The sequence below is a fragment of the Nocardia asiatica NBRC 100129 genome (assembly GCF_000308415.1).
GTDB lineage: Bacteria > Actinomycetota > Actinomycetes > Mycobacteriales > Mycobacteriaceae > Nocardia > Nocardia asiatica.
Map to the genome: position 1 here is coordinate 1 of NZ_BAFS01000032.1, position 13,180 is coordinate 13,180.

Here is a 13,180-nt window from a genome sequence, read left to right on the forward strand (position 1 = left end):
CGCGCTGGGTGATCTGCCGCAGCGTGACGCCTCGAGCGGTTTGCCGCAGCGTGGGTCCACGGGTGGACTGCCGCAGCGGGATGCCTTGGGCGGCCTGCCGCCGCGTGAGCCGGGTTCCACGGGTCTGTCGCCGCGTGATTCGGGCCCCACCGGCCTACCGCAGCGGCAGCCGGGTTCGAACGGTGTGCCGCAGCGTGATTCGGCGGCCGGTGGCCTGCCACAGCGTGAACCGGGCAACGGCCTGCCGCAGCGGGATACCGGCGCCCACCGTCTCCCGCAGCGTGAGCCGGGCTCCGGTGCGCTGCCCGCCGTCAACGGCCTGCCGCAACGGGATTCGGCCTCGAACGGTCTGCCGCAGCGGGAACCCGGTATCGCGAACGGCTTGCCGCAGCGTCCTCCCGCTCCGTCGAGCCCGCCGCAGCGGGAGAGCGGGCTGACCGGCCTGCCGCAGCGGCAGCCGGGCGCCCAAGCGCCGCAGCGCCAGCCCGTGCCCCCGGGCATCGCGCTGCCGCAGCGGGATCGCGGAGCCCAGCACGCCGCGAGCGAGGATCAGCAGTCCACTCCGGCGGGGCGCGATCCGGGTAAGCACAGCTTCCGGTCCAACCCGGCCAAGACGGCCTCGTTCTTCCAGACCAGGTTGCAGCCCGCGGACGAGTCGGGGGCGGTGATGGGCGGAACGCCGATCTTCGCCGAGATGATGTCGGCGTGGCTGTCGGATCCCAACGCGGATCGGTCCCAGGTGGCCGCCTCCTTCGAATCGCCGGGCGACGAAGGGTGGCAGGCGGCTCGCCGTGCCAGCGAGGCGCAGACCGAAACGAAAACGGCCGCGGGGTTGCCGCAACGCAATCCGGGCGGAAGGCTTGTCCCCGGCGGCGTGACCGGTGCGGCGGATCGGGCGCCGCGCCGCGACCCAGAAACGATCAGGTCCAGCTTGAGTCGTCACCAGCAGGGCGTCCGGGATGGCCGCGCAATGAGAGCAATGAACCTAACCGGAGATAAAGGAGACCGATGAACCCCGATCTAGGTGGTACGAACCGTCAGCTGGATTGGCTGGTTTCGAACTTTGCCAACGAGGTTCCTGGCGTAGCCCATGCCGTCCTGGTCTCGGCTGACGGCCTACTCATGGCCGCGAGTGCCCAGCTGCCCGTCGATCGCGCCGAACAGCTCTCGGCCGTCACGGCCGGTCTGGCCAGCCTGTCAGTCGGCGTCTCGAACCTGTTCGAGGGCGGCACCGTGCTGCAGTCCGTCGTGGAGATGGAGCACGGCTACCTGCTACTCATGGCCGTCGGCGACGGTTCCTATCTCGCGGTGCTGACCAATACGTCGTGTGACATCGGCCAGGTCGGCTACGAGATGGCTCTGTTGGTCGAGCGTGTTGGCCAGACTGTTCAGGCCACACCACGCGTCACGATGGGTTCCTGATGGTGGGATGGACATAGAAGATCACCGCGTGGGGAGCGCCGAGCCGAGCCTCGTACGCCCGTACTCGCTGACCGCAGGCCGCACCAGGCCCGCGGTCGAGCTGGCGTTGGAAGCTCTCGTCGCATCGCATCCGGTCGCCCTGGAGCGGCAGTTCGAACTGACCAACATCGAGACGTCAATCGTGGAGTTGTGCAGAGAATCGCCGTCCGTCGCCGAGGTGGCAGCCCGATTGGGTATTCCTATCGGGGTGGCGCGCGTGCTCGTGGCCGACTTGATCGAGGCCGGGCACGTGCGCGTTTCGGCGACTTTGAAAGACGATTCCAGCGACGATGAGCGTCGCGAGCTGATCGAAAGGGTTCTCAGTGGACTCCGGCGTATTTGATTCGACGGCGCAGGTCGACACTCGTACCAGTAAGCCAACATCGGCGAAGATCGTGGTCGCGGGTGGCTTCGGTGTCGGGAAGACCACGTTGGTCGGTGCTGTCTCGGAGATCGTTCCGCTGCGCACCGAGGCATTGGTGACCAACGCCAGCACCGGGATCGATAACCTGACCGGCATTCCGATGAAGTCGACCACCACCGTGGCGATGGACTTCGGCCGGATCAGCCTCGCCGACGATCTGGTGCTGTACCTGTTCGGCACGCCCGGCCAGTATCGGTTCTGGTTCATGTGGGACGACCTGATCCGCGGCGCTATCGGCGCGGTCGTGCTGGTCGACACCCGCAGGTTGGAAGACAGCTTCGCGGCCGTCGACTACTTCGAAGCGCGCGGCCTGCCTTTCCTGGTGGCGCTCAACGAATTCGACGACGCGCCGCGATACCCGATCGAGGACATCCGGCAGGCGCTCGCGGTGCCCGCCGATGTGCCTATTCTGTCCATCGACGCCCGTCGCCGGGAGCCTGCCAAGCAGGCCCTGGTCGCGCTCACCGAGTACGCGTTGCGCAAGGTGATGCAGGGCTACTGAGTGCTCGTGTGGCTTGCCGAGGCGCCGGGTAGGGCCGGATAGGCTCGCCCGGTGCGTACTTCGGCGCGAGAGTTACTCGGGCAACTGCTCGACACGAATTCGTTCGTCAGCTGGGACCGGCCGCCGGTGACGGTGGCCGCATCCCCGCGGTATCGCGATGCTCTGCGCAAGGCGGCGGTCGCGGCGGGCACCGACGAATCGGTGCTCACCGGCGAGGGGCTGCTGCGGGGTCGGCGCGTGGCCGTCATCGCCTGCGAGTTCGGATTCCTGGCCGGCTCGATCGGTGTCGCGGCCGCGGAGCGGATCGTCTCGGCGGTCGAGCGCGCCACCGAACTCGGGCTGCCGCTGATCGCGTCACCGACCTCCGGCGGCACCCGGATGCAGGAGGGCACCGTCGCCTTCGTGCAGATGGTGAAGATCGCCGGTGCGGTCGCGGCGCACAAGTCGGCTGGTCATCCGTATCTCGTCTACCTGCGTAATCCCACCATGGGCGGCGTGTTCGCCTCGTGGGGTTCGCTGGGACACATCACGTTCGCCGAGCCGGGCGCGCTGATCGGGTTTCTCGGCCCGCGGGTCTACGAGGCCCTGTACGGCAGGCCGTTCCCGGAGGGCGTGCAGACCGCGGAGAACCTGTACCGGCGTGGCGTCATCGACGGCGTTCTGACGATTCCGGTCTTCCGCCGGATCGCTCACCGCGCGCTGAGTGTGTTCAGTGGCGTCGAGTTACCCGATTCGACTGCCGCACTGTCGGTTTCCGATCAGAGCGCTGTGCCGCAACCGCAGCGTTTGAAGCCTGATGACGCTGCGGCGGAAGGGATTCGGCCGGAAGGTCCGCCGACTGGCACCGGAGGCAATGCGGTATGGCAGTCGGTCGAGATCTCCCGCCGCCCGCAGCGTCCTGGTATCCGGGAACTTTTACGTCATGTGACACAACGGGTTCCGCTCAGCGGCACCGGTCAGGGCGAGTCCGACCGCACGGCGGTGCTCGCCCTCGGACGCTTCCGCGGGCAACCGTGCGTGGTATTCGGGCATGACCGGCGTGGCCAGGTGGGCGAGAACACCATGGGCCCGGCCGCACTGCGCGAGGCGCGGCGCAGTATGGCGCTTGCCCAGGAGTTGCGCTTGCCGCTGGTCCTGGTCATCGATACGGTGGGCGCGGCGCTGTCGAAGGAGGCCGAGGAGCGCGGGCTCGCTCCCGAGATCGCGCGCTGCATAGCGGATCTGGTCACCCTGGACACTCCGACCGTCTCGGTGCTGCTCGGTCAGGGCACCGGCGGTGGCGCGCTCGCGCTGCTGCCCGCCGATCGGGTGCTCGCCGCCACCCACGGGTGGTTGGCGCCGCTGCCGCCGGAAGGGGCGAGCGCCATCGTCTACCGCGATACCGGCCATGCGGCGGAAATTGCTGCGGCACAACGCATCAGCGCTGCCGATCTGCTCGCCGACGGAGTGGTCGACCGGATCGTGCCCGAGTTCCCCGACGCGGCGGACGAGCCGGTGGACTTCGCCCGCCGGATGGTCGCCGCGATCGCGCACGAGCTGGCGGCTTTGCGGGCCCGGCCGGAAGCGGAGTTGCTCGCGGCGCGGCAGGCGCGCTACCGGCGGCTCGGGTTGTCCGGCGGGACGAGCTGACGGGCGCGAACGCGGTGTGTTTTCCACTCCGGTGACACGGGGTTTCCCAGCAAATTGCGGGCCAACACACCCGATGGCGTGATTGACGGTTCGCCGCCGCACTTCTACCGTCGGAATGTGACCTTCAAAAGCGAGACCAGCACCGTTCCCTCGATCGTGCTGAACGACGGGAACGTGATCCCGCAGCTCGGCTTCGGGGTGTTCCAAGTGCCCGCCGAGGACGTCGTTTCGGCCGTCACCACCGCGCTCGAGGTTGGCTACCGCAGCATCGACACCGCCGCGATCTACGAGAACGAAGAGGGCACCGGCCGTGCCATCCGGGAATCCGGCCTGCCCCGCGACGAGATCTACGTCACAACCAAGCTGTGGAATTCCGAGCAGGGCTACGACTCGACGCTGCGCGCGTTCGACGCGAGCATGCAGCGGCTCGGCCTGGATTACCTCGACCTCTACCTCATCCACTGGCCGGTGGCCGCCGCCGACCGCTTCGTGGACACCTTCCGCGCCTTCCAGGCGCTGAAGTCCCAGGGCCGGGTGCGCTCGATCGGTGTCTCGAACTTCACGGTCGCGCACATCCAGCGGCTCATCGCGGAGACCGGTGAGATCCCGGTGGTGAACCAGATCGAGCTGCATCCCAGGTTGGCGCAACGCGAACTGCGCGAGTTCCACACCGCCAACGCGATCGCCACCGAGGCGTGGAGCCCGCTCGGGCAGGGCACGCTGCTGGAGGAGAGCGCCGTCACCAGGGTGGCCGCCGAGGTCGGGCGCACTCCGGCGCAGGTGATCATCCGCTGGCATCTGCAACTGGGCAACGTCGTCATCCCGAAGTCGGTCACGCCCTCGCGGATCGCGGAGAACTTCGACGTGTTCGGTTTCGAGCTGAGCCCGGAACAGATGAACGCGATCAACGCGCTGGACACCGGTTCGCGGCTGGGCGGTGACCCGGACACGTTCACACTCGGTCTGATCGACTGACCGGTCGGTGTGGCGGTCAGCGCAGTCCGAGCCGCGCGGTGAGTTCGGCCGCCGCCGCGCGTCCGGCGCGATTGGCGCCGACGGTGCTGGCCGACGGCCCGTAGCCGATCAGGTGGATGCGCGGGTCGGCGGCTACCTGGGTGGCCAGTCGTCCCGCCATGGTGATGCCGCCGCCGGGCCCGCGCAGTCGCAGTGGTGCGAGGTGGTCGAGGGCGCTGCGGAACCCGGTGGCCCAGAGGATCACGTCCGCTTGCCGGAACGTTCCGTCGGCCCAGCGCACCCCGGCTGGCTCGATGCGCTCGAACATCGGCAAGCGGGTGAGCGCGCCGCGAGCCTGCGCCGCGCGCAAGCGGTCATCGAGCGGCAATCCGGTGACCGAAACCACAGATCCCGGTGGCAACCCGAGCCGCACCCGATCTTCGACCATCGCGACCGCGGCCCGCCCGGCCTCCTCGGTGAAATCGTCCTCGCGGAAGCGCGGCGGGGTCCTCGTCACCCAGGTGGTGGTGGTGACCTGGGAGATCTCGTCGAGCAGCTGCACCGCCGAGATACCGCCGCCGACCACGACCACGTGCTCGCCCACGAACTCCGCGGCGCTGCGATAGTCGTGGGTGTGCAGCTGGCGGCCGGTGAAGGTCTGCGCTCCCGGATAGTGCGGTACGAACGGATGCTCCCAGGTGCCGGTGCAGTTGATCAGGCCGCGTACCCGGATGACTCCCGCGGCGTCGGTTTCCGCGTTGAGCACCGCACCGCGGTGGGCCGGGTCGCCCTCCTGGGTGCGATCACAGACCACGGTCACCGACACCTGGCGGTGGACGCGCAGATCGAACCGCTTTTCGTACAACTCGTAGTAGTTCGGCACCGCGGTGGCCGCCGGTACGGACGACGAACCCGGCGGCAAGGTCTCGGCGAACGGCATACCGGGCAGATCGTGCACGTTGTTCACCGTTTCCAAGGTGAGCGAGGGCCATCGGAACTGCCACGCGCCGCCGGGCCCGGGCGACCGGTCCACCAGCAGGAAATGCCGCTCGGGACGCAGCCCGAGGCGCTGGAGGTGGTATCCGGCCGACAGCCCCGCCTGACCAGCGCCGATCACCAGGATGTCGAAGTCGGTCGGCACAGCCGGTGATCGTATCGCCTGGCGCGGAAAGGGTGACGGGCTATGGCAGAGTGAAGAGACCAGATGGACCGTTCAGCCGGGGAGGTCGCATGCTCGGGGTCAGCCGTGACGGTGACGTGGTCACCATCGAATTGCGGCGGGAGGAGCGCCGTAACGCGCTCAACTACGAACTCGTCACACTGCTGCGCGAGGCCGTGCTCGCAGCGGTCGCCGACCAGGCGCGGGTCATCGTGTTGACCGGGCGCGGTCCGGTCTTCAGCGCGGGCGCCGATCTGTCCGGGGTGTACTCGGATGATTTCCTGTCCGCGCTGCTGGAGACGCTGCACACGATCGAATCGGCGCCGATCCCGGTGATCTCGGCCATCAACGGCGCCGCGATCGGAGCGGGCGTGCAGTTGGCGATCGCCTCGGACCTGCGGGTGATCGAAGCGGATGCCTACATCGCGGTGCCCGCCGCGAAACTGGGCATCACCGTGGACCGGTGGACCGTGCGCAGGCTGGTGGCACTGATCGGCGGTGGTCCGGCGCGAACCGTGCTGCTGGGCGCCGAACAGATATCGGCCGAGGACGGCTACACGTTCGGGTTCGCCAACCGGATCGGCGGACTGGCCGACGCGCAGGCCTGGGCCAAGCAGATCGCGGCGCTGGCCCCGTTGTCGCTGCGGCACCTGAAGCTGGTGCTCAACGACGACGGAACGCGCGATCCGGAGAACGCGCAGCAGCGGGCGGCGCTGGAGGCCGCCTGGACGAGCGAGGATGCCAAGGAGGGTCGTTTGGCCAGGCAAGAAAAGCGTCCGGCGAAGTTCGTGGGGCGATGATGGACATCAGACGTATCGGAGCGGCCGCCGCGGGCGCGCTCGGCATCACCTGGCTGGTGCGCGCGGTATGGGACATCCCCTCGGCGATGGGGGCTTCGATCTCCGCGATCCAGCCGCACGCGATGGGCGCCACGACCTACCGCGACCGCCAATTCCACAACACCGAGCCCAGCAGCCAGATCGCCGCGGGTTCGGCTCCCTCCCTGCTGGTCTCGGCGCTGACCAGACGCAACGCGGGCAGGCCACGGGCCCCCATCCCGCTGCAGACCCCGCCGCAGCCCGCCGCGGCCGCCGCGCTCGCCGTCACCTGGTACGGCCACGCCACGACGTTGCTCGAGGTCGACGGGTACCGGATCCTCACCGATCCGGTGTGGAGCGAGCGGGTTTCGCCTTCCCCGCTGGTCGGTCCGGCGCGGCTGCATCCGGTTCCGCAGCCGCTGGCAGATCTGCCTCCGATCGACGCGGTGGTCATCTCGCACGACCATTACGACCACCTGGACAAGGAGACGGTCCGGGAGCTGGTGGCGCGCCAGAGCGCACCGTTCCTCGTTCCGATCGGGATCGGCGCCCACTTGCGGCACTGGGGCGTCCCGGAGGACCGGATCGTCGAATTGGACTGGGGCGGATCGGTTTCGCTCGCCGAACTAGGCCGGGACCGGGACGGCGTCGACCTGGTGATCACCTGCACGGAGGCCCGGCATTTCTCCGGCCGCGGGCTGCTGCGCAACACCACGCTGTGGGCCTCGTGGTCGATCGTCGGTCCCACCCGGCGTGCCTACTTCGGCGGCGACACCGGCTACACCAAAGCATTCGCCGCGGCGGGCGCGGCGCTGGGTCCGTTCCATCTGACGCTGCTGCCGATCGGCGCCTACGACGAGCGCTGGCCGGACGTGCACATGAACCCCGAGGAGGCGGTTCGGGCACACGCCGACCTGTGTGGCGGCGATCCCGGCCACGGCCTGCTGGTGCCCATCCACTGGGCCACGTTCAATCTCGCCTTCCACGGCTGGTCGGAGCCGGTGGGGCGCATGGTAGGGGCGGCGCGGTCGGCCGGTACCGCCGTCGCGGTGCCGATGCCCGGGCAGCGTGTGGACCCGTCGAGTGCCCCAGCCGCGGATTCTTGGTGGGAGAATGTTGGGTGAACGACTCCGGCTAATTGACGACAGGAAGGAATCACGGCGATGAGTTTCGCGGATACGGTCAAGGGCCTGGTCGGCAAGGGGAAGGACGCGGCGGCCAAGAACGCCGACAAGATCAACCACGCGGTCGACAAGGCCGGCGACTTCATCGACCAGAAGACGCACGGCAAGTACACCGACAAGATCGCGAAGGGTAAAGAGGCCGCCAAGAAGGTGGTCCCGCCGGACCAGTCCGGCCCGCACGCCTGAGCCTGCGGCGGAGACCGCGACCGGGTCTCCGCCGCTACACTTCGAATATGGCGGCCCGCCGCGCGTTCGGTGGTATCGAGGTTGACCTGAGCAACCTCGACAAAGTGCTGTATCCGGCCACTGGCACCACCAAAGGCTCGGTCGTCGCCTATTATTCGGCGATCGCGCCTGCCATGCTGCCGCATATCGCCGGGCGTCCGGTCACTCGGAAGCGCTGGCCCAACGGGGTCGACGAACCGTCCTTCTTCGAGAAGAATCTCCCCTCGCACGCGCCGTCCTGGATCGAGCGGCGCTTCCTGCGGCACTCCGATCGCAAGGTCGACTATCCGCTGATCGATGCCGAAGCCGGGCTGGCCTGGATCGCCCAGCAGGCCGCGCTGGAAGTCCATGTACCGCAGTGGCGTTTCGACGGCGACGAGATGGGCCCGGCGACGAGGCTGGTCTTCGATCTCGACCCCGGCAAAGGAGTCGGGCTCGCCGAATGCGCCGAGGTGGCGCTCGCGGTGCGCGAGATGGTGGAGGGTATCGGGCTGCGTGCGTTCCCGGTCACCAGCGGCAGCAAGGGGATTCACCTCTACGTGCCGTTGGATCGCGAGCTGAGCTCGGGCGGCGCGTCCACGGTGGCCAAACAGGTGGCCACGAATCTGGAACGACTGCACCCGGATCTGGTCACCGCCACGATGGCGAAGGCGGCCCGCGGCGGCAAGGTTTTCCTGGACTGGAGCCAGAACAACCCGGCGAAGACCACCATCGCGCCCTACTCGTTGCGGGGGCGGCCCGAGCCGAACGCAGCCGCTCCGCGCACCTGGAAAGAGATCGAGAACCGGAAGAAGCTGCGGCACCTGCGGTTCGACGAGGTGCTGGCCAGGTACCGATCGGACGGTGATCTGCTGGCGGACTTGGATCCGCCGCTGACAACCCGCGATTCGTCGGCGCAGGCGGGGCCGGACACGTTGACGAAGTACCGCTCGATGCGTGACCCGGCCCGCACGCCGGAACCCGTCCCGGCCGAGTCGCCCGCGCCCGGAGCGAACAACCGCTACGTCGTGCAGGAGCACCACGCGCGGCGGCTGCACTGGGATGTGCGGTTGGAGCGCGACGGCGTGCTGGTGTCCTGGGCGGTGCCGAAGGGCCCGCCGACCTCGCCGGACCAGAATCGCCTCGCCGTGCACACCGAGGACCATCCGATGGAGTATCTCGACTTCCACGGCGCCATCCCGAAAGGCGAGTACGGCGCGGGCGAGATGACGATCTGGGATTCCGGCACTTACGAGACCGAGAAGTGGCGCGACGACGAGGTCATCGTCCGGTTCCACGGCAAGCGGCTCACCGGCCGTTATGCGCTGATCCAGACCAACGGCAACCAATGGCTGATGCACTTGATGCGGGCGGGCGACGGCGCCGAACCGCAGGAACCGCCGGACAAGACGCCGGGCCGGATAATCCGCCCGTCCAACGGGCCCGCGCCGCTGCCGCGCGGCCTGTCACCGATGCTCGCGACTCCCGGCGAGGTCGCCGAACTCACCGCCGACGAGTGGTGCTTCGAGACGAAATGGGACGGTTTCCGCCTGATCGCCGAGATCGACTCCGGCGCGCTCACCTTGCGCAGCCGCGCTGGGAACATCGTGACCGACCGCTACCCCGGCATCGCGGCGTTGCGGCGGGAGTTGTCCGGGCACCAGGTGGTGCTCGACGGCGAGGCGGTCGTCTTCGACGACCACGGCGTCGCGATCCTCGGTCTGCTGCAAGCCGATGCGGCGCGGGCGGTTTTCGTCGCGTTCGACGTGCTGTACCTGGACGGCACCTCGCTGCTACGCAAACGCTATTCCGATCGCCGCAGGGTGCTCGAGGCGCTCGCCGCGAACGCGCCCTCGCTGGTGGTGCCGCCGCGATTGGACGGCTCGGGCGCCGACGCCCTGCGCTACAGCCAGGAGCAGGGGCTGGAGGGTGTGGTCGCCAAGCGCAAGGATTCGGTGTATCTGCCCGGCAAGCGCGGGCATTCCTGGGTGAAGCAGCGCAACTGGCGCACCCAGCAGGTGCTCATCGGCGGCTGGCGGCGCAGCACGGCGAGGGATTTCAAGTCATTGCTGGTCGGCATTCCGCACGACAGCCGCCTGATCTACGTCGGCCGGGTCGGCACCGGCTTCAACGAGCCGGACATGCGTGCGCTGGCCGCGCGCTTGCGCAAGCTGGAACGAAAGACCTCCCCGTTCGACAACGACCTCACCTCCGAGGAGCGCAAGGAGGCGGTGTGGGTGACGCCGAAACTCGGTGGCACCGTGCGGTTCATGAACTGGACCGAGGCGGGACGGTTGTGGCATCCGGCCTGGGTCGGCGCCGCGCCGCACGCGCGCGAGGCTGGGTAGGGTTGGTTCGCGGTTGTTCTCAGCGCGAAAACGAGGAGTGCACGGTGGACTTCAAGAACCTGGCAGGCAAGGCGATGGATCTGGCCCAGAAGAACGCGGACAAGCTGGACGCGGTCATCGACAAGGCGGGCGACCTCGTGGACGAGAAGACCGGAAAGAAGTACGCGAGCCAGGTGGACGCCGCCCAGGACGCGGCCAAGAAGGCTCTGCGGGAGCAGTGAGCGATGGAACGGGACCCGATCCGGCCGGGTCCCGTTCCGCTGTCAGTGTGCGCCCGAGAGCAGCGGGGTGATGGTCGCGATGTCGGTCACCAAGGCGTGGCCTTGGAATTCGAAGTCGGCGTAGGCTCGCGCCATGGCGGCTTCGTCCCGGCCGCCGACCGCGTCGCTGATCACCACCGGGACGAACCCGAGATCGGTGGAGTGCGCCACCGTGGGCGCGATGCCGATCTCCAGAGCGACGCCCGCGATCGCGTAGGCGCCGATGCCCAGGTCGCGCAGCATCGAGGCCAGCGGGGTGCCTTCGAACGCCGACATCGACGTCTTGTCGAACACCACCTCGTCCGCGCGTGGCCGCAGCTCCGGCACCAGTTCGAAGGCGGGGGTGTCACGCTGCAGGATGAAGCGCACCTGGTCCACCGAATCCACCTGCTGCCAGCTCATGGCCATGCGCAGCGCGAACGCGCCGCTGAGGCGCTCGGGCAGGAAGAAATGGCGCAGAAAGACCACCGGGTAACCACCCGAGCGCGCCGCGTCGACCACCCGCACCACACGCTCGACGATCTCCTGGCCGTCGGGCAACTGGCTGAGCACGCCGACCTGCATGTCGTAGACGATCACCGCCATCCGGTCGGGGGCGCACACGTCGGCGAGTGTTTCGGGGATGTCCAGTCCGTTGCCATGCCGCATGCTCGGCTACTCCTCTTGGTTGCGCCCGCGCCGCTCGGGAGGGTCCGCCCGACGGCTATCCGATTGCGCTAGGGGCGTTTTCGTCAACACTGTAACCAGTCCGGCGGACACCTGCGGCGGTGGGTGTGACCTGCGATCGACCGTTGCCGGGTGGTCGGCGCGGCAGTACCGTTGAGGTCTGGAGGCCGGGTGGATCGGCGCCGAACGCACCGGGATCACTCGCCTCGCCGGGACTGGGGAGGCCCTGATGAAGGATGTTCAGCGAACGCCCGCCAGCGCGTGGGCGAGCAACCGACCTGTGTGTAAGGCGATTCCGCGGGCCATACTATCCGCGCTGATCTTCCTCATCGCCGCCCTGGGCGCCGCACCCATGGCATACGCCGAGCTACCGCCGCCGGATCTGGACCCGTTCTACGCGGCTCCCGCGGACCTGGGCCATTACCGCAACGGCGCCGTGCTGGATTCCCGTCCGATCGCGCTGTTCGGTCTGCCGCTGCCCATCTCGACCTGGCAGGTGAAGTACCGCAGCTCCGACGCGAGCGACGATCCCGTCGCGGATGTGGCTACCGTCATGGTGCCGATGCTGCCGTGGTTCGGTCCCGGCGCCCGGCCACTGCTGTCCTACCAGGTCCCCGAGGACAGTCTGGGCATCCGGTGCGCGCCGTCGTTCGCGCTGCGCGGCGGCTGGGGCACCGGTGCCGTGAACACGCTGATCGACACGCCCTTCATGGCGGAGGCGCTGCGCCGCGGGTGGGCGGTGGTGGTCAGCGACTACGAGGGGCCGCGATCCCGTTTCCTGGACGGGGTGAACTCCGGACGCGGTGTGCTGGACGGCATTCGCGCGGCCCGCGACTTCCCGCCCGCAGGTCTCGGCCCCGCGACGCCGATCGGCGCTTGGGGCTATTCCGGCGGTGCGTTCGCCACGCTGTGGGCCGCGCAGATCCAGCCGTGGTATGCGCCGGACGTCCGGTTCGCGGGCATCACCTCCGGCGGCGTTCCGGCCGACTGGCCCGCCATAGCGCGCGAAGCGGACGGCACCTTGCAGGCTGGACTGGCGTTGCTGATCCTGTTCGCGCTCGCCCGCAACGATCCCGGCGGGGGCCTGGCGAAGTTGCTCAACGATCGAGGGCACGCGGCGCTGGTCGAGAACGGCGCGGCCTGCGGGTCCGATCTGGTGCCGAAGTACGCGGGCGCGTGGGTGGACGACTTCGCCCTCGTCCCGGACCTGCTGACACATCCGGTTTTCCGGGCCGCCACCGTCGCCCAGGAACTCGGCGGCAGCGCGCCCGCGGCGCCGATGTACCTGTATCACAGCCTGACCGACGACGTGATCCCTGTGGCGGGCTTCACCGACCTGGTCGGCCGCTACTGCGCGCTGGGAGCGAGCGTCACCTCGGTGCACTCGATGCTGCCCACGCACAACCCCGCGGCGATCGGCGAGGCTCCGGGTGCGATGAACTTCCTGGCCGACCGATTCGCCGGCCTACCCGTCGCTCCGGGATGCCGCGAGCGGTAGGTGGGTGATCGCCCGGCAGCGGCGGGCGATCCGGAAGCACCGACCGGGCATGGACGAAAGCGCACCGAATCGC

Annotated in this window: 13 protein-coding genes and 1 pseudogene; 12 read left to right on the forward strand and 2 right to left on the reverse strand. The window is 68.8% G+C overall.

What is annotated here, in order from left to right:
- The 6 genes and pseudogenes from ON27_RS03805 to ON27_RS03830 form a co-directional block, all read left to right on the forward strand.
- Positions 1-1,012: pseudogene (locus ON27_RS03805) on the forward strand (sensor histidine kinase); the annotation flags it as partial.
- Complete coding sequence (locus tag ON27_RS03810; protein WP_011207200.1) at positions 1,009-1,422, forward strand: roadblock/LC7 domain-containing protein; 414 nt, start codon at positions 1,009-1,011, stop codon at positions 1,420-1,422. The pseudogene ON27_RS03805 and the gene ON27_RS03810, both read left to right, overlap by 4 nt.
- A 7-nt stretch (positions 1,423-1,429) precedes the next feature.
- The gene (locus ON27_RS03815) at positions 1,430-1,804 is read left to right on the forward strand and encodes a DUF742 domain-containing protein (RefSeq protein ID WP_014981573.1); all 375 of its coding nucleotides are present in this window, start codon (positions 1,430-1,432) and stop codon (positions 1,802-1,804) included.
- Entirely contained in the window at positions 1,785-2,387 is a 603-nt protein-coding gene (locus ON27_RS03820; RefSeq protein ID WP_174377809.1) for a GTP-binding protein, read from the forward strand. The genes ON27_RS03815 and ON27_RS03820 overlap by 20 nt, the downstream gene beginning before the upstream one ends.
- A gap of 51 nt (positions 2,388-2,438) precedes the next feature.
- Positions 2,439-4,016: an acetyl-coenzyme A carboxylase carboxyl transferase subunits beta/alpha gene (locus ON27_RS03825; RefSeq protein ID WP_043719361.1), complete on the forward strand. Its 1,578-nt coding sequence runs from the start codon at positions 2,439-2,441 to the stop codon at positions 4,014-4,016.
- Positions 4,017-4,133: 117 nt separating this feature from the next.
- The gene (locus tag ON27_RS03830; RefSeq protein WP_043719431.1) at positions 4,134-4,991 is read left to right on the forward strand and encodes an aldo/keto reductase; all 858 of its coding nucleotides are present in this window, start codon (positions 4,134-4,136) and stop codon (positions 4,989-4,991) included.
- Between the two features lie 16 nt (positions 4,992-5,007).
- On the opposite strand, the gene ON27_RS03835 is transcribed toward ON27_RS03830, so the two are convergent.
- Positions 5,008-6,111, reverse strand: coding sequence for an NAD(P)-binding domain-containing protein (locus ON27_RS03835; protein WP_043719363.1), 1,104 nt, complete (start codon positions 6,109-6,111; stop codon positions 5,008-5,010).
- An 89-nt stretch (positions 6,112-6,200) separates the two neighbouring features.
- On the opposite strand from ON27_RS03835, the gene ON27_RS03840 reads away from it, so the two are divergent.
- The 5 genes from ON27_RS03840 to ON27_RS41090 are packed head-to-tail and all read left to right on the forward strand — an operon-like array spanning position 6,201 to position 10,904.
- Complete coding sequence (locus ON27_RS03840; protein WP_043719366.1) at positions 6,201-6,929, forward strand: enoyl-CoA hydratase; 729 nt, start codon at positions 6,201-6,203, stop codon at positions 6,927-6,929.
- Entirely contained in the window at positions 6,929-8,071 is a 1,143-nt protein-coding gene (locus tag ON27_RS03845; protein ID WP_051046189.1) for an MBL fold metallo-hydrolase, read from the forward strand. Before ON27_RS03840 ends, ON27_RS03845 begins: the two co-directional genes overlap by 1 nt.
- A gap of 39 nt (positions 8,072-8,110) precedes the next feature.
- Positions 8,111-8,317, forward strand: coding sequence for an antitoxin (locus ON27_RS03850; RefSeq protein WP_043719368.1), 207 nt, complete (start codon positions 8,111-8,113; stop codon positions 8,315-8,317).
- Positions 8,318-8,364: 47 nt separating this feature from the next.
- Positions 8,365-10,683 carry an ATP-dependent DNA ligase gene (locus tag ON27_RS03855; protein WP_043719371.1) on the forward strand — a complete coding sequence of 773 codons (2,319 nt, stop codon included), beginning with the start codon at positions 8,365-8,367 and terminating at the stop codon, positions 10,681-10,683.
- A 44-nt stretch (positions 10,684-10,727) separates the two neighbouring features.
- A complete protein-coding gene (locus ON27_RS41090; RefSeq protein WP_245559772.1) occupies positions 10,728-10,904 on the forward strand; it encodes an antitoxin in 177 nt (58 codons plus the stop codon).
- A 42-nt stretch (positions 10,905-10,946) separates the two neighbouring features.
- Here the strand turns inward: ON27_RS41090 and ON27_RS03860 are convergent, their stop codons facing one another.
- The gene (locus ON27_RS03860) at positions 10,947-11,591 is read right to left on the reverse strand and encodes a cysteine hydrolase family protein (RefSeq protein WP_043719375.1); all 645 of its coding nucleotides are present in this window, start codon (positions 11,589-11,591) and stop codon (positions 10,947-10,949) included.
- Between the two features lie 247 nt (positions 11,592-11,838).
- Between ON27_RS03860 and ON27_RS03865 the strand changes: the two genes are divergently transcribed.
- Complete coding sequence (locus ON27_RS03865) at positions 11,839-13,107, forward strand: lipase family protein (RefSeq protein WP_083887365.1); 1,269 nt, start codon at positions 11,839-11,841, stop codon at positions 13,105-13,107.
- The last annotated feature ends 73 nt before the right edge of the window (positions 13,108-13,180 follow it).